The organism is Rhizobium sp. RCC_161_2 (assembly GCF_041355235.1).
Classification (GTDB): Bacteria; Pseudomonadota; Alphaproteobacteria; order Rhizobiales; family Rhizobiaceae; genus Rhizobium.
Window position 1 is genome coordinate 85016 of record NZ_JBFUPL010000010.1, and the last position, 15522, is coordinate 100537.

The 15522-nt window shown below is 61.1% G+C and carries 15 protein-coding genes and 1 tRNA gene; 8 read left to right on the forward strand and 8 right to left on the reverse strand.

The window, feature by feature from the left end:
* Window positions 1–58 precede the first annotated feature (58 nt).
* The 3 genes from AB6803_RS23880 to AB6803_RS23890 all read left to right on the forward strand — a co-directional run bounded on the left by AB6803_RS23880 (window position 59) and on the right by AB6803_RS23890 (window position 2764).
* A complete protein-coding gene (locus tag AB6803_RS23880) occupies window positions 59–1012 on the forward strand; it encodes an acetyl-CoA carboxylase carboxyltransferase subunit alpha (RefSeq protein WP_371111219.1) in 954 nt (317 codons plus the stop codon).
* A 230-nt stretch (window positions 1013–1242) separates the two neighbouring features.
* Window positions 1243–2538 carry a L,D-transpeptidase family protein gene (locus AB6803_RS23885; RefSeq protein WP_371111220.1) on the forward strand — a complete coding sequence of 432 codons (1296 nt, stop codon included), beginning with the start codon at window positions 1243–1245 and terminating at the stop codon, window positions 2536–2538.
* The gene (locus AB6803_RS23890) at window positions 2531–2764 is read left to right on the forward strand and encodes a sulfurtransferase TusA family protein (RefSeq protein WP_371111221.1); all 234 of its coding nucleotides are present in this window, start codon (window positions 2531–2533) and stop codon (window positions 2762–2764) included. Before AB6803_RS23885 ends, AB6803_RS23890 begins: the two co-directional genes overlap by 8 nt.
* Window positions 2765–2770: 6 nt before the next feature.
* Here AB6803_RS23890 and AB6803_RS23895 read toward each other — a convergent pair whose 3' ends face one another.
* Together AB6803_RS23895 and AB6803_RS23900 are read right to left on the reverse strand one after the other, a co-directional pair.
* Entirely contained in the window at window positions 2771–3958 is a 1188-nt protein-coding gene (locus tag AB6803_RS23895; RefSeq protein WP_371111222.1) for a GTP-binding protein, read from the reverse strand.
* A gap of 13 nt (window positions 3959–3971) precedes the next feature.
* The gene (locus AB6803_RS23900) at window positions 3972–5138 is read right to left on the reverse strand and encodes a D-alanyl-D-alanine carboxypeptidase family protein (protein WP_371111223.1); all 1167 of its coding nucleotides are present in this window, start codon (window positions 5136–5138) and stop codon (window positions 3972–3974) included.
* A gap of 308 nt (window positions 5139–5446) precedes the next feature.
* Here AB6803_RS23900 and AB6803_RS23905 point away from each other — a divergent pair, with 308 nt between their 5' ends.
* From AB6803_RS23905 to AB6803_RS23915, 3 genes are all read left to right on the forward strand, one after another.
* A complete protein-coding gene (locus AB6803_RS23905) occupies window positions 5447–6607 on the forward strand; it encodes a M20 aminoacylase family protein (protein WP_371111224.1) in 1161 nt (386 codons plus the stop codon).
* Window positions 6608–6728: 121 nt separating this feature from the next.
* Window positions 6729–6805, forward strand: a tRNA-Arg gene (locus AB6803_RS23910).
* A gap of 114 nt (window positions 6806–6919) precedes the next feature.
* Window positions 6920–7384: a flagellar protein FlaR gene (locus AB6803_RS23915; protein ID WP_371111225.1), complete on the forward strand. Its 465-nt coding sequence runs from the start codon at window positions 6920–6922 to the stop codon at window positions 7382–7384.
* Window positions 7385–7406: 22 nt separating this feature from the next.
* Here the strand turns inward: AB6803_RS23915 and AB6803_RS23920 are convergent, their stop codons facing one another.
* Window positions 7407–7652: a DUF6074 family protein gene (locus tag AB6803_RS23920; RefSeq protein ID WP_371111226.1), complete on the reverse strand. Its 246-nt coding sequence runs from the start codon at window positions 7650–7652 to the stop codon at window positions 7407–7409.
* Between the two features lie 278 nt (window positions 7653–7930).
* On the opposite strand from AB6803_RS23920, the gene AB6803_RS23925 reads away from it, so the two are divergent.
* Entirely contained in the window at window positions 7931–8524 is a 594-nt protein-coding gene (locus AB6803_RS23925) for a GNAT family N-acetyltransferase (protein WP_371111227.1), read from the forward strand.
* 34 nt (window positions 8525–8558) lie between these two features.
* Here AB6803_RS23925 and AB6803_RS23930 read toward each other — a convergent pair whose 3' ends face one another.
* Window positions 8559–8825, reverse strand: a complete 267-nt coding sequence (locus AB6803_RS23930) for a BON domain-containing protein (RefSeq protein WP_371111228.1) — start codon at window positions 8823–8825, stop codon at window positions 8559–8561.
* A gap of 206 nt (window positions 8826–9031) precedes the next feature.
* Between AB6803_RS23930 and dxr the strand changes: the two genes are divergently transcribed.
* Window positions 9032–10225, forward strand: coding sequence for a 1-deoxy-D-xylulose-5-phosphate reductoisomerase (gene dxr, locus AB6803_RS23935; protein ID WP_371111229.1), 1194 nt, complete (start codon window positions 9032–9034; stop codon window positions 10223–10225).
* A 35-nt stretch (window positions 10226–10260) separates the two neighbouring features.
* Here the strand turns inward: dxr and hemA are convergent, their stop codons facing one another.
* The 4 genes from hemA to AB6803_RS23955 all read right to left on the reverse strand — a co-directional run bounded on the left by hemA (window position 10261) and on the right by AB6803_RS23955 (window position 15422).
* The gene (gene hemA, locus AB6803_RS23940; protein ID WP_371111405.1) at window positions 10261–11472 is read right to left on the reverse strand and encodes a 5-aminolevulinate synthase; all 1212 of its coding nucleotides are present in this window, start codon (window positions 11470–11472) and stop codon (window positions 10261–10263) included.
* A gap of 219 nt (window positions 11473–11691) precedes the next feature.
* Window positions 11692–12486: a xanthine dehydrogenase family protein subunit M gene (locus tag AB6803_RS23945; protein ID WP_371111230.1), complete on the reverse strand. Its 795-nt coding sequence runs from the start codon at window positions 12484–12486 to the stop codon at window positions 11692–11694.
* Window positions 12487–12504: 18 nt separating this feature from the next.
* The gene (locus tag AB6803_RS23950; RefSeq protein ID WP_371111231.1) at window positions 12505–14850 is read right to left on the reverse strand and encodes a xanthine dehydrogenase family protein molybdopterin-binding subunit; all 2346 of its coding nucleotides are present in this window, start codon (window positions 14848–14850) and stop codon (window positions 12505–12507) included.
* Between the two features lie 83 nt (window positions 14851–14933).
* Window positions 14934–15422: a (2Fe-2S)-binding protein gene (locus tag AB6803_RS23955; RefSeq protein ID WP_371111232.1), complete on the reverse strand. Its 489-nt coding sequence runs from the start codon at window positions 15420–15422 to the stop codon at window positions 14934–14936.
* Window positions 15423–15522: the final 100 nt, after the last annotated feature.

Consider the following 15522-nt stretch of genomic DNA (forward strand, 5'->3'; position numbering starts at 1 on the left):
GCACATAGATTATACGGGCCGTCTCTCGTCATAGGCAAAAGGATCGGAAACGCACCTCATGCATAATTATCTCGACTTCGAAAAACCCATCTCGGACCTCGAAGGCAAGATTCACGAGCTCAAGAAGCTCGCGAGCGAAGATGAGAGCATCGACACTTCGGACGAAGTGGGCCGGCTCGAGATTCGCGTTCGCGAGTCGATGGCCGATATCTACTCCAAGCTCAACGCCTGGCAAAAGACGCAGGTTGCCCGCCATCCGCAGCGCCCGCATTTCGTCGACTATGCCAAAGCGCTGTTCACGGAATTCACGCCGCTGGCCGGCGATCGCAAATTTTCGGAGGATGCCGCCATTCAGGCGGGCTTTGCCCGCTTCCGCGGCCAGCCCGTCGCCGTCCTCGGCCAGGAAAAGGGCAACGACACCAAGTCGCGCCTGAAGCACAATTTCGGCAGCGCCCGCCCCGAAGGCTATCGCAAGGCCATCCGCATCCTGGAAATGGCGGACCGTTTCCAGCTTCCGGTGATCACCCTCGTCGATACCGCAGGCGCCTATCCGGGCGTCGGCGCCGAGGAACGCGGCCAGGCGGAAGCGATTGCCCGCTCCACGGAAATGTGTCTGGGCGTCAAGGTGCCGATCGTCTCCGTCGTCATCGGCGAAGGCGGCTCTGGCGGCGCGATCGCGATCGCCGTCGGCAATCGTGTCTATATGCTCGAACATTCGATCTACAGCGTGATTTCGCCCGAAGGTGCGGCCTCGATCCTCTGGCGCGATTCCACCCGCGCCAAGGAAGCCGCCACCAACATGAAGATCACCGCCGAAGACCTGAAGGGGCTTGGCATCATCGACGGCATCATCCCCGAACCGCTCGGCGGCGCGCATCGCGACCCGCAGACGGTGATTGCGGCGGCCGGCGACGTGATTTTCAACGCGCTCGGCGAACTCTCCAGCCGCTCGGGCGAGCAATTGCGCGGCGACCGCCGGCAGAAATTCCTCAATATGGGTCGCAATCTCTAACTTTGGTTCGAGATTCCTGATCGTTCGGAACGGGAATGAGGCCAAATCTTGGCCACATTCTTGTTATCGAAGCATTATTGGCAAAGAAAAGCTTGCGGGCGCGCCACGAGCGCGTCATAGGCTGGTAAGGAATTATCAAGTATAAGCCGTCTATGCTTCCGTTTCATGTTTCGAAGGGGGCGGCGAAACAGATCGTACGGCCGCTCTTCGCATCTATGGACTCAGTCAGAATGCGCATCCGTCACCTTGCCTATATGTCCCTGATGGCGCTCGCTCTCGCGAGCTGCAACGACGCGCTCGATACCGCGTCGATTGACCTGTCGAAGGTAAAGAACAAGGTCGAGCAACCGCTCCCCGACCGCATCCTTGCCGACATGACCAAAAAGGGCATGGACCGCAATTCGCCGATCATGATCCGTATCTTCAAGGAAGAAGGTACGATGGAAATCCTCAAGGCGAACCAGAACAATCGCTTCGAGGTGATCGCCAGCTACAGCATCTGCGCCTGGTCCGGTCGTCTTGGCCCGAAGGTCAAGGAAGGCGACCGGCAAGCGCCGGAAGGCTTCTACAATCTGACGCCGGCCAACCTCAATCCGAATTCCAAATACTATCTCGCCATCAACACCGGCTTCCCGAACCGCTATGACGCCGCCAATGGCCGCAGCGGCAACAACCTGATGATCCACGGCGCCTGCTCGTCGTCGGGCTGTTATTCGATGACCGACCAGCAGGTGCTGGAAATCTACGCCTTCGCGCGCGACGCCTTCAAGGGCGGCCAGAAGACAATCCAGCTGGAAGCCTTCCCCTTCCGCATGACGGCGGAAAACATGGTCAAGCACCGCCTCAGCTCCAACATCGAATTCTGGAAGATGCTGAAGGTTGGCTACGACAATTTCGAAGTCACCAAGCGCCCGCCGGAAGTCGAGGTCTGCGAGAAGAAATACGTCTTCAACCAGCAATCCAGCGGCCCGTTCACCGCCGGCGGCAAATGCCCCGTGATGACGACACCGCCGGCACTGCAAACCGCGCTTGCAACCTATGACAAGCAATATCAGGCCGACTATGGCACCGCGCTGAAGAAATTCGACGGCATGGCCTGGTACGACCCGACAGAAGCCGAACGTAAGGCCGTCGTCGCCAAGCAGCGCAAGGGCCACGATCTCGCCTATGCCCCGACCGGCACGGCGCTCGCCGCCGGCAAGATGATGAAGGTCGCCGATCTGGAATCGATGATGTCGAACCAGTCGGCACAGCAGATCGCCCGCGGCGCCACCGCCACCAATCCGACGACGGCAAGCATCCGCATGGCAACAGCCGCTCCGGGTCCAATTGCGCAACAGCCGACTCAGACCGGCGACATCGCCATGGCAAGCAATATCCCGGCGAATGTGCCGATCCCGATGGCCAACCCGATGAACCCCATGGTCAGCGCCCCGCTCGCCTACGCACCGCCGCCGGTGGAAACCGCGCAGACCGACCCGGCCAAGAAGCCGCCCTTCTGGAAGTTCTGGGCCAAGGGTGAATAGCCTGGACGGTGAGGTCTACGACCTGCGCGGGCTGAAATGCCCGCATCCGGCAATCAAAACGGAAAAACGCCTGCGCGGCATGCCGAGTGGCGCGGTATTAACCGTTGAGACCACCGATCCATTGGCAGTCATCGACATTCCGCATCTCTGCAACGAGCAGGGCCATATCCTGCTCGCCAGCGAAAAGACGGAACGCGGCCATCGTTTCACTATCCGTAGAGGCTGATAGGTTTCAGAACCGCATGCCCGGAACGGCCAGCGGATTATCTTGAAGTGCGGCGCGATCCGGCGTATCGATGCTCGGCTTGCTGAGGAACGCGTCGAACAGGCCCTTCACGAAATCCTCCGGCAGATCCTTGGTAATGATCACCATGCGCGTGCGCCGGTCGTTCGGATCGGGCCAGGCGGGCAAACGCACCGGCGGATGGAAGATATTCTGCACGCCATGCAGCACGACTGGACGCTCCGGCCTGTCAGACACCGAAACGATCGCCTTCATGCGCAAGAGCTTCTCGCCATGCGCGGACCGCAGCAGATCGATGAACATTTCCAGCGCAACCGGATCGATCGGCTGGGTTTCGACGATCGAGAAGGATCGGATAGAGCCGTCGTGACGCGTCACGTCATGGGCGTGCTGATGCCGGTGGCCGTGATGATGTCCATGGTGGTGATGGTGCCCATGTCCGTCATGGTGACGACCATGATCGTGCCCATGATGATCATGATCATGGTCATCATCGGCCTCCAACTCGTCGTGCAGCCAGCGGCCGACATCGGCGATCTTCGAAGCGGGGTCGTAGAGACCATTGACGAGAATACCGGCGCGGCCGGCCTCCTCGCTGTCGGCCTTCAGCATTTGCGCCCGTGGATTGAGTGTCCTTAGCCGGCTTTCCAAAGCGCCTGCGGGAGCAGCGCCCTCGATACCGGTCTTGGAAACGATGAGCCGGTCGGCAACCGCCACCTGCTTGCGCGCTTCCTCGTGATTATCGAGCGTCTGCAAGCCGTTGACGGCATCGACGACGGTGATCACACCATCCAGATCGAAATTATTGGCGATGACCGGATTGCCCATGATCGACTGCATCACCGGCGCCGGATCGGCAAGGCCTGTCGTCTCGATGACGACGCGTTTCAGCGGCCGGATGCGGCCGGTCTGCATGGCGTCCATCAGGTTCGCCAGCGTATCCACCAGCTCGCCGCGCACCGTGCAGCACAGGCAGCCATCGGAAAGCTCGATAATGGCATCGCCGGAGCTTTCGACCAGAAGATGGTCGATGCCGACATCGCCGAACTCATTGATGATGACGGCCGCGTCGCGCATCTCCGGATCCTTGAGGATGCGGTTCAGAAGCGTCGATTTTCCGGCTCCGAGAAAACCGGTGAGAATCGATACCGGCACCCTCTGCTGCGGATTGCTCATGGTTCTGGTCCGATCAGAAGGTGGGGCGCGGCATGGGGATCGGGACGCCGGCGGCGGAACCCGAGGTGGCGATCTTGTCGCCCTTCGTGGCCTTGTCGCCCTTGGCCGTCAGATCGGTCTTGTCGCCCTTGCTGGCGGTCGCGGCATCCTGCCCGCCGATCAGGCCGGCATAGACGAAGTTCGGCTCGTGATCCATTTCATGGATATAGGGCGAGGTCACCTTCATGCGGCCGGCCTCGTCGCGCGTTTCGCTGCGGATCTTCGCGCCTTTGGCGCTGCAGATTTCGGCGGTGAGGTCAGCGACCTGGTCCTGGCCCGGCCCATAGGGCCTGAGGTTCGCCAGCGTGTCCTTGCCGGAAAACTGGTTCTGGAAGCCCTTTTCCAGGAAATTGGCGGAATCGTCGGCGCGCGCCGCCAGGCTGTCCGTGCCGAGCACGACCGAGATCAGCGTACGGCCATTGCGGGTGGCGGACGCAATCTGGTTGAAGCCGGCAGCGCAGATGAAGCCGGTCTTCATGCCGTCGGCGCCATCGTAGCGGCCGATGAGCATGTTGATGTTCGGCACCTGCTTGACGCCGTTGGTGAAACCTTCCAGCGAGAAATAGCCGGCATATTGCGGGAACTCGCGACGCAACGCGACGCTCAGAACAGCAAGGTCACGCGCGGTCGTATACTGGCCCTGGCCGGGCAGCCCGTTGGGATTGATGAAGTGCGTATCGAGCATTCCGAGACGGGCCGCTTCCGCATTCATGCGTGCCACGAAGCCCTGCTGCGAACCGCCGATCGTCTCGGAAACCGCCATGGCGAGGTCGTTGGCGGACTTGACCAGCATCATCTTCAAGGCATTGTCGAGCGTCATCTTCTGGCCCGGCTTGAAGTACATCTTCGCCGGCGGCTGCGCGGAGGCAAGCTTGGACATGACGACGGGAGTGTCGAGCGAGACCTGCCCGGACTGGATAGCGCGGAAAGTGACGTAAGCCGTCATCAGCTTGGTCAGCGAGGCGGGATACCACTTGCTGAAGGCTTCCTGATGATCAAGCACGCGGCCGGTATTGGCATCGACGAGGACGTGCGGATTGGCATCAGCCACCTCAGCGGTCGACACGAAAAGCATGGATGCGGCGGCGGCCATGGGAACAAGCCGCAAGGCGGCATACAAACGATTCTGCTTCGTCGGCACGATCTATCCTTCAGAAGTCCGAAATTCTCTCGAAAGCTCCGCCTATTTAACCTATATGGCTAGGAGAAGGCAAAGGCGATCGACGAGTTTATTTACCCGGAGGACCATACATTCGCCGAGGGCGAAACGGGTGCTCCAGTTCCATGAATTCAGACCATCTTACTCTTTTTTGACAGAAAAGTGGATGGTTTGGGATCACAGCCTTTTGATCATGCGCAGCGCTTTGAAACATGCGATGCGATGGTGATACGTATTTGCCAGACCGAATGCCGAACCCGAATCCGATATTGAGCAGCAGGAAAGTCAATATGCCGATCTTGAACAGAGCCGCCGAACTTCAGGACGAAGTGACCGAATGGCGCCGCCATATCCATACGAACCCGGAGCTCCTCTACGCGGTGGAAAAGACCGCCGCCTTCGTTGCCGAGAAGCTCAAGGCGTTCGGCGTCGATGAGGTCGTCACCGGCATCGGCCGCACCGGCGTCGTCGGCCTGATCCGCGGCAAGGGCCCTGGCCGCACCGTCGGCCTGCGCGCCGACATGGATGCGCTGCCGCTCACCGAAATCTCCGGCAAGCCCTGGGCTTCCACCACGCCCGGCAAGATGCATGCTTGCGGCCATGACGGCCACACCGCCATGCTGCTGGGGGCTGCGAAATATCTCGCCGAGACCCGTAATTTCAGCGGCAATGTCGCCGTGATCTTCCAGCCCGCCGAAGAGGGTGGCGCCGGCGGCGATGCCATGGTCAAGGACGGCATGATGGAGCGCTTCGAGATCGCCGAAGTCTATGGCATGCACAACCTACCGGGCCTGCCGGTCGGCCAGTTCGCCATCCGCAAGGGGCCGATCATGGCGGCGACGGACGAATTCACCGTCACCATCAAGGGACGCGGCGGCCATGCCGCCATGCCGCACAAGACGATCGACCCAATCGCCATCGGCGCCCAGATCGTCACCAACCTGCAGCTCATCGCCTCGCGCAGCGCCGACCCGCTGAAGTCGGTGGTCGTCACCGTCACCAAGTTCAATGCCGGCAATGCCTATAACGTCATTCCGGATAATGCCGGTTTCGCCGGTACCGTACGCACGCTCGATCCGGCCATCCGCGATCTCGCCGAGCGGCGCTTCAAGCAGATCGTCGCCGGCATTGCCGCCAGCCACGATGCCGAGGTCGATATCCAGTTCCACCGCAACTATCCTGTGACCTTCAACCACGCCGACGAAACCGAGCACGCACTCGCCGCCGCCCGCGACATCGCCGGCGTAGCCAACGTCACCCCTGATGTCGATCCGATGATGGGCGGCGAGGATTTCTCCTACATGCTGAACGCCCGCCCCGGCGCTTTCATCTTCATCGGCAATGGCGACACGGCAGGCCTGCACAACGCCGCCTACGACTTCACGGACGAAGCTATCGCCCACGGCGTCTCCTACTGGGTCCGCCTCGCCGAACAGCGCCTGGGCGCCTGAGGCTCCACCACGATCTCCCGTGCGCCTGACCGGGGCGCACGGCGTCACAAAAAGCAGATTGTCCTCAGGACGCAAAAGGGCTTGGCTTCAGGCTCTTGCTTTTGTATGGATCACTTCCAGTGGTCTCGTAGCTCAGCAGGATAGAGCATCAGATTCCTAATCTGAGGGTCACGCGTTCGAATCGCGTCGAGATCACCACCTATTTTCTTCCTGAAACGACCAATCAAGCTTTCCGCCGACGTCTCATCACGCTATCCTTCAACCATGACCCGAGTAATGGTGATCGGCAATGCGGGCGGCGGGAAGTCGACCATGTGCAGGGTTTTGAGCGCTGCACACACGCTCCCCTATTACGCAATCGACAATATCCAGTGGAAGCCGAATTGGGTTCAGGCGTCTCGGTCTGAATTTGCCGCCTCCCACGAAGCCTGGCTTTCGCAAGAGCGCTGGCTGATCGATGGCTATGGGTCGTGGGACTCGGTTCAGCGCCGCATGGATATGGCCGATACGATCGTTTTCGTGGATCACCCGATCTGGATTCACTATTGGTGGGCCAGCAAGCGCCAGGTGAAGTCATTGTTCCTTGGCCGCCCGGACGGACCAGAGGGATGCCCGATGTTTCCGGTGACCATTCGTCTCTTCAAGATGATGTGGTCGCTGCATCGGGATATGCGGCCAAAGCTGCTTGCGGCACTCGAAGCGCATCGCGGGAAAGCCCGGATCATCCACATTCGATCGCCAAAGCAGCTTGCCGCCTTCGCCGCCGATCCAAGATAAGCGGCACCAGAGCTTCGGAAGCCTAGGCCAGAGCCTCTTCCGCGGCAAACACCAGCTCCAATTCCATCTGAACCGCGCGCATGAACAGGCCGGCCTGATGACCAATCTCATCCTCGGCGACGCCCTGCGCTCTTAGCCCGGCTGCAAATCCGGCCATTTCCGACCGCCAAAAGCGATTTGCCGCCTCTCCATGCAATTGCTGCAGGGCTTCGGCACACCGTCGTACGTCTGCGGTGCGTCTGTCGGCCGGGAACTGTAGAAGCGTCATACCATCTCCGTCATTACGGTTCGAATCACACAGGAATGCCGGTACCATCGCCGCCAGTTCTTCATAAAACGTGAACCATCTCATAAGATTACGCTCAAACGGCCGCTGGAGATGCGTAGCCAAGCCGGGCGCATGGGCGCATTCGCTTGTCCCATAGGCTGCCTACGGCTTGCCAATAGGCTTTCGCATATTGCTCTTGCAATTCGACGCGCCAGTTCGGATTGCTATTTTTATAATCCGAACACGATCGGCATTACCGTATCGAACAAGGAGCAGAGATGGCAGAGCAGCAAGCAACCGCAAGCTCCATGATCCTGGTTGAGCCAAGCCTGCTGAACGTGTCCGGCTTCGAGAACGCGCTGGCAAGGGGATGGTCACCCGATCCCAGGCGCCAGCAGGACAAGGCCTATGTCGAAGCCGAGTTGGCAGCACTCAGACATGACAGGGTGGGTTTCCTGACCCGCCTCACATCTAGCGATGTCATCGCCACATCGGTGCCCGACCGCGAGTCTCAGCGTCTGGTCCTCCGGCCATTCTGGATCTGGGATGGAGAATTCTGCGGCTACATCACATTTCGTCATCTGCCCGGAACAAGCCACTTGCCGCTTCATCTGCCGGGCCATGTGGGCTACTCGATCGTCCCATGGAAACAGCGGAGAAGCTATGCCACGCAGGCGCTTCGGCTCTTGCTGCCACTTGCGGCGCAGGCCGGCTTTGAAAGAATAAGCGTCATCTGCAACGAAGATAACCTTGCCTCGAGGCGGGTCATCGAGAAAGCGGGCGGCATGCTCCACCGCACCGGTGCCGATCCGTCGGACGCCCCGGATACGGTCAAGCTGTTCTTTTGGCTGGCAACAGTGGGCGGTTTGTAAATTTATCCTCAGCGGTCATAGTTTCCCGCACACCTCACCCGACCAGGATCCTGTTTCTCACCAGCCTCACCCCCGGCATCGCCTCCGCCACCGCGCTTGCGCGCTTCACCTCGTCAGGCGTCGCCACCGTTCCGGCGAGGCGAATTTCCTGGCCGACGGCGGTCACCGTGACGTCAGAGGCGTCAAGGCCGCCGGCGACGGCGAGCGCATTGGCGACCTCGCATTCCAGCGCGGAACGCATCGCATTCTCGCTTTCGATCGTCGGTACGATGCCGTGAAATGTAGCCGCCTTGAAAACCATTCCTTGCCCGTCTCCTGCCGTTTCGCCGATCATGAAACGTGGCATTCGGCAAATGGTTCACCGGATGCCTGCAAATTAACATTAAAATCAGTAATCTCCGGAGCGGTGGGTCGGGAGTGCGCGTTCTCCGCCATGGTTGCGGACTTGCCGCTCTTCGCGATCCCCTGTAGAGCCATGGACGACGACAGCAAGATGCGGATACCTGAATGACAACCGGGAGCAAGGCGAAACGCCGCCTGACGATATTGGGTTCGACCGGCTCGATCGGTCAGAACACACTCGACGTCATTGCCCAGCTGGGCGGACGCGACGCCTTCGAGATCGCAGCGATCACCGGACACGACAATATCGATCTCCTGGCGAGCCAGGCGAAAGCCTGTGGCGCGGCACTTGCCGTCACCGCCAATGAAGACCGCTATCAGGCGCTGAAGGATGCCCTAGCCGGCACCGGCATCGCCGCGGCCGCAGGCCGGAACGCATTGATCGAGGCTGCCTCCATTCCCTCGGACTGGGTAATGGCGGCGATCGTCGGCACCGCCGGTCTGGCGCCAACGCTTGAAGCCGCGCGCCGGGGCGCCGATATCGCGCTTGCCAACAAGGAATGCCTGGTCTCCGCCGGCGATCTTTTCGTGCGCGCCGTCTCTGAAGGCGGCGGGCGGCTGATCCCGGTCGACAGCGAACACAGCGCGATTTTCCAGGCGCTGGAGGACGATCAACAGCATGCGGTGGAACGTATCATCCTGACAGCCTCCGGCGGCCCCTTCCGCACCTGGTCGCGCGAGCAGATGGCCAATGTCACGCCGGCTACCGCGCGCGCGCATCCCAACTGGTCCATGGGCTTCAAGATCTCCATCGGCAGCGCCTCGATGTTCAACAAGGCGCTGGAGATGATCGAGGCCAAGCACCTGTTCAACGTCCGCCCGGAGCAGATCGAGGTCGTGGTCCATCCGCAATCCGTCATCCATTCCATGGTCGGCTATACCGACGGTTCGGTGCTGGCACAGCTTGGCTGTCCGGACATGCGTACCGCCATCGGCTATGCGCTGACCTATCCATCCCGCACGAAACTCGATGTCGAGCGGCTGGACTTTACCAAGCTGGCGCGGCTGGATTTCGAAGCGCCGGACGAGGTTCGTTTCCCGGCGCTGCGTCTGGCGCGCACCGCCATGGAGCGCGGCGGGCTGCAGGGCGCCATCATGAACGCTGCCGAGGAAATAGCCTTCCATGCCTTCGTGGACGGCCGTATCGGCTTCCTGGAAATGGCCGACATCGCCGAAGCCGTGATGGACCAGATGATCGCCGTCGGCTCGGCAGAGACCATGGATGCGGTCTTCGCCGCCGACGAGGAAGCGCGCGGACGTGCAAGCGTCCTTGTGGCGCAAAAAGAAAAGGCCGCGTAGACAGCGGCCATTCCCCATTAAATGTAACCGATAGCTTAGGCCACAGCCCTTGCCAGCGCACAGCGTGACCAGAGCGCGTGCAGCGCGCCAACCAGATGCTCGATATCGGCGTCCGAGTGCAGCGGCGTCGGCGTGATGCGCAGGCGCTCGGTCTTCTTCGGCACGGTCGGATAGTTGATCGGCTGGACGTAAACGCCGTTGTCGAGCAAGAGGTCGGAGATCCACTTGCATTTGGCGGCGTCACCGACCAGGACCGGAACGACATGGCTCGGGTTCGGCATATGCGGGATGCCAGCGGCATCGAGCTTGGCACGCAGGCGGCGAACACGATCCTGATGGCGGGCGCGTTCGAACTGGCTGACCTTCAGATGCTGGATCGAGGCGACCGCGCCAGCCGCAAGCGATGGCGGCAGCGACGTCGTGAAGATGAAGCCGGACGAGAAGGAGCGGATGTAATCGCAAAGCGCCGTCGATGCGGCGATGTAGCCGCCCATGACGCCGAATGCCTTGCCGAGCGTGCCTTCGATCACCGTCAGACGGTCCATCAGGCCTTCGCGCTCGGCAATGCCGCCGCCGCGCGGGCCGTACATGCCGACGGCATGCACTTCGTCGAGATAGGTCATGGCGCCGTATTTGTCGGCGAGATCGCAGATCTCCTTGATCGGGGCGATATCGCCATCCATCGAATAGACGCTCTCGAAGGCGATCAGCTTCGGCGCCTTCGGATCGGCGGCCTTGAGCTTGGCTTCGAGATCATGAAGATCGTTATGCCTCCAGATGACCTTGGCGCATTTTGCATGGCGAATGCCCTCGATCATCGACGCATGGTTCAGCGCATCCGAGAAGACAATCAGGCCGGGAATGCGCGCACCGAGCGTGCCGAGCGTCGCCCAGTTGGAGATATAGCCGGAGGTGAAGATCAGAGCGGATTCCTTGCCGTGCAGATCGGCGAGCTCCTGCTCAAGCAGAACATGGTAGTGGTTGGTGCCAGAAATATTCCGGGTGCCTCCCGCACCCGCGCCACAGTGATCGATCGCCTCTTTCATCGCCTCGATCACTTTCGGATGCTGGCCCATGCCGAGATAGTCGTTGGAGCACCAGACGGTCACTTCCTGCGGGCCGTTGGGCGTATGCCTCGTCGCGCGCGGAAAGCTGCCGCGATGACGCTCCAGATCGGCGAACACGCGGTAGCGGCCTTCCTTGTGCAGCCCGTCCAGCTCGCCCTTAAAAAATGCTTCGAAATCCATCATCTGCTCCAGAACCATGCAACCGTTTTTCCTGAATGCCGGTTCGCACGTCAACCCCTCAAGATTGCTTTCACGCCCCACTGCGGCAAATGGCCCTTAATTTTGAACAATTCTAGACAAGAATAGACGATCACGGCGAATTGACAATTACAACCATGCCCGGCGCTGGGACGAACCGGAGGGCGGGCGAGCCGCCACTCCGGCATTTTCCACGGCGATCTATGCAGCCGCCACCGCGCGCTTGGCCATGACCTTTATCAAATTGGCGCGGTATTCGGCCGTGGCATGCAGGTCGGACATCAGCGCCGACGAATCGACGGTTGCATTGGCGACCGCATCCGGCGCCCAGTTCGCCGCAAGCGCCTGTTCCATGCCGGCATGGCGGAACACGCCGTCCGCACCCGCGCCGGTAACCGCAACCCGGGCGCCGCCCGCACCCTTGGCGACGAAGACGCCGGTCATGGCGTAACGCGAGGCCGGATTGGGGAATTTGGCGTAACCCGCCTTCTCCGGCGCCTCGAAGGTGATGGCGGTGATCAGTTCACCGTCTTCCAGCGCCGTCTCGAACAGACCGGTGAAGAAATCATCGGCCGTAATCTGGTGCTTGTCGGTGACGATGGTGGCGCCCAAGCCCAGCATCGCCGAGGGATAGTCCGCCGCCGGATCGTTGTTGGCGATGGATCCCCCGATCGTGCCCATATGGCGGACATGCGGATCGCCGATCATGCCGGCGAGATCGCAGAGCGCCGGACAGACGGCACGGATCGCCGCCGAAGAGGCGACCTCCGCATGCGTCGTCGCCGCCCCGATCGTCACCCTGCGGCCATCGACGCGGATGCCCTTCAGCGACGGAATGTGCCGGAGATCGACGAGATCGCTCGGCGAAGCCAGGCGTTGCTTCATGGTGGCGATCAGCGTCATGCCGCCGGAGACATATTTGCCCTCGTCGGCGCCCGACAGAAGCTTGACGGCTTCGTCGACCGAGGAGGCGCGGTGATAATTGGTTGCATACATGGTTTTCTCCTCCTCTTCTCAGGCCACGGCCCGGGCGGCTTCCCATACCTTCAGCGGCGTAGCCGGCATGGTAAGCGCGTTGTTACCGATCGCATCGGTGATGGCGTTGATCAACGCCGGCGGTGAACCGATGGCGCCGGCCTCGCCACAGCCCTTGATCCCCAGCGGGTTGCTGGGGCAAGGCGTGTTCTGATGCGACAATTTGAAGGACGGCAGGTCGTCGGCGCGCGGCATGGTGTAATCCATGAAGCTCGCCGTTAGCAGCTGGCCGTTCTCGTCGTAATGGACGCCTTCGAGCAAGGCCTGGCCGATCCCTTGCGCGATGCCGCCATGCACCTGGCCCTCGACGATCATCGGGTTGATGATATTGCCGAAGTCGTCGGCGGCGACGAACTGGATGATCTCGGTCTTGCCCGTTTCCGGATCGACTTCGACTTCGCAGATGTAGCAGCCGGCCGGAAAGGTGAAGTTGGCCGGATCGTAGAAGGCGGTTTCCTTCAGGCCCGGCTCCATGCCGGAAGGCAGATTGTGCGCGGTATAGGCGGCCAGAGCCACCTGGAACCAGGGCAGCGACTTGTCCGTGCCGGCAACTTTGACATTGCCATCCTCGATGACGATATCGCTTTCGTCGGCCTCCATCAGATGCGCGGCGATCTTCTTTGCCTTGGCCTCCACCTTGTCGAGCGCCTTGACCACGGCGGACATGCCGACGGCGCCGGAGCGCGAGCCGTAGGTCCCCATGCCCATCTGCACCTTGTCAGTATCGCCATGGACAATGGAGATGCTGTCGATCGGCACGCCGAGCCGGTCGGCAACGAGCTGCGCGAAGGTGGTTTCATGTCCCTGGCCGTGGCTATGCGAGCCGGTCAGCACTTCGATGGTGCCCACCGCGTTGACGCGCACCTCGGCCGATTCCCAAAGGCCGACGCCGGCTCCGAGCGAGCCGACCGCCTGGGACGGCGCGATGCCGCAGGCTTCGATATAGCAGCTCATGCCGATGCCGCGCTTCATGCCGCGTGCCGCCGCTTCCGCCTTGCGGGCCGGGAAACCGTTCCAGTCCGCCTGCTGCATGGCGGCGTTCAGCGACGCCTCGTAGTCGCCGGCATCATAATTCATGATCACCTGCGTCTGATAGGGGAAAGAGCGGATGAAATTGGCGCGCCGCAACTCCGCCGGCGAAATGCCAAGCTCACGCGCCGCCGTTTCCACGGTGCGTTCCAGGAGGTAGGTCGCTTCCGGACGTCCGGCGCCGCGATAGGCATCGACCGGCACCGTATTGGTATAGACGGTGCGGACATTGGCGTGGATCGCCGGGATCGCATATTGGCCCGACAGCAGCGTCGCATAGAGATAGGTCGGCACGGCCGAGGAAAACAGCGACATATAGGCGCCGAGATTGGCGATAGTGTCGACCTTCAAGCCGATGATCCGGTGTTCGGCATCAAAGGCCATCTTGACCTTGGAGACATGGTCGCGGCCATGGGCATCAGTGAGGAAAGCCTCGGTGCGGTCGGCGGTCCATTTGACCGGAACGCCGGTTTTCTTCGAGGCCCAGAGACAGACGATTTCCTCCGGATAGATATAGATCTTCGAACCGAAGCCGCCGCCGACATCGGGCGCGATTACCCGCAGCTTGTTTTCCGGCGCGACATTGTAGAAGGCGCTCATCACCAGCCGCGCCACATGCGGGTTCTGGCTGGTGGTATAGCAGGTATAGTGATCCTCGGCGGAATCGTAGATGCCGAGCGTGGCGCGCGGCTCCATCGCATTCGGCGACAGCCGGTTGTTATAGATCTCGATCTCGGTGACATGCGCGGCAGCGGCAATGGCACTGTCGGTCGCGGCGCCATCGCCAATCTCCCAGTCGAAGATCAAGTTGTTTGACGACTCTGGATGAATCTGCGGCGCATCGGGCTTCAGCGCCTCGACGGCCTCGACGACGGCGGGAAGCTCGTCATAATCCACCACGACGGCCTCGGCCGCGTCGCGAGCCTCGCCCAGGCTGTCGGCAACTACGATCGCCACGGCATCGCCGACATAACGCACGGTGTCAACCGCCAGCGGCCGCCATGCACCCATCTTCATCGGCGAGCCATCCTTGGAATGGATCATCCAACCGCAGATCAGATTGCCGATGCCATCGGCAAGCAATTGCTTACCGTCCAGCACCCCGATTACGCCCGACATGGCCAGCGCCGCCGACGTGTCGAGGCCGGTAATCTTTGCATGTGCATGCGGGCTGCGGACGAAATAGGCGTATTTCATGCCCGGCGTCACCATGTCGTCGGTGTAGCGCCCCTTGCCCGTCAGAAATCGTTTGTCTTCCTTGCGCGCGACGCGCGCACCAATGCCTTCAACGCCCATGATATCCTCCCATTGGGGTTCCGGGCCCGGCAATCCGCCAAGATAACAGCCATTGGCGTTCGCCAGACAGTCTCGGTGAAATCTTACTCGGCCGCCTGCTTGGCGGCGTGCATTTCGGCATTGGCGGCAAGGACCGCCTGGACGATATTGTGATAGCCGGTGCAACGACAGATGTTGCCTTCCAGCTCGGCCCGCACCGTCTTTTCGTCCAGCGAGCCGCCGTGACGATTGATCATGTCGACCGCCGTCATCACCATGCCCGGCGTACAGAAGCCGCATTGCAGGCCATGATGTTCCTTGAAGGCTGACTGAACGGGATGCAGCTCGCCATTGGCGGCCAGGCCCTCGATGGTCGTGATCGCCGAGCCGGACGCCTGCACGGCGAGGATCGAACAGCTCTTGACCGATTTTCCGTCCATGTGAACCACACAGGCGCCGCACTGGCTGGTGTCACAGCCGACATGAGTTCCCGTCAGCCCAAGCTTTTCCCGGATGAAATGGACAAGCAGCGTGCGCTCCTCGCACTCGCCGCCGACCGTCCGGCCGTTCACCGTCAAAGTCACCTTTGCCATATTTTCCTCCACGCCTCTCCTCCAGAGGCAATTCCCATCATTTGACTTTTTTGAAGTACGATCAACCTCTACTTTAGAAGAGGCGTGGATTTTCCCTCGC

Excerpts from the sequence above, each read along its gene's own strand:
- AB6803_RS23880 (WP_371111219.1), top strand. The coding sequence starts at position 59 with ATGCATAATTATCTCGACTTCGAAAAACCCATCTCGGACCTCGAAGGC.
- AB6803_RS23885 (WP_371111220.1), top strand. The coding sequence starts at position 1,243 with ATGCGCATCCGTCACCTTGCCTATATGTCCCTGATGGCGCTCGCTCTC.
- AB6803_RS23895 (WP_371111222.1), bottom strand. The coding sequence starts at position 3,958 with ATGAGCAATCCGCAGCAGAGGGTGCCGGTATCGATTCTCACCGGTTTT.
- AB6803_RS23905 (WP_371111224.1), top strand. The coding sequence starts at position 5,447 with ATGCCGATCTTGAACAGAGCCGCCGAACTTCAGGACGAAGTGACCGAA.
- AB6803_RS23915 (WP_371111225.1), top strand. The coding sequence starts at position 6,920 with ATGTGCAGGGTTTTGAGCGCTGCACACACGCTCCCCTATTACGCAATC.
- AB6803_RS23920 (WP_371111226.1), bottom strand. The coding sequence starts at position 7,652 with ATGACGCTTCTACAGTTCCCGGCCGACAGACGCACCGCAGACGTACGA.
- AB6803_RS23925 (WP_371111227.1), top strand. The coding sequence starts at position 7,931 with ATGGCAGAGCAGCAAGCAACCGCAAGCTCCATGATCCTGGTTGAGCCA.
- AB6803_RS23930 (WP_371111228.1), bottom strand. The coding sequence starts at position 8,825 with ATGGTTTTCAAGGCGGCTACATTTCACGGCATCGTACCGACGATCGAA.
- dxr (WP_371111229.1), top strand. The coding sequence starts at position 9,032 with ATGACAACCGGGAGCAAGGCGAAACGCCGCCTGACGATATTGGGTTCG.
- hemA (WP_371111405.1), bottom strand. The coding sequence starts at position 11,472 with ATGGATTTCGAAGCATTTTTTAAGGGCGAGCTGGACGGGCTGCACAAG.
- AB6803_RS23945 (WP_371111230.1), bottom strand. The coding sequence starts at position 12,486 with ATGTATGCAACCAATTATCACCGCGCCTCCTCGGTCGACGAAGCCGTC.
- AB6803_RS23950 (WP_371111231.1), bottom strand. The coding sequence starts at position 14,850 with ATGGGCGTTGAAGGCATTGGTGCGCGCGTCGCGCGCAAGGAAGACAAA.
- AB6803_RS23955 (WP_371111232.1), bottom strand. The coding sequence starts at position 15,422 with ATGGCAAAGGTGACTTTGACGGTGAACGGCCGGACGGTCGGCGGCGAG.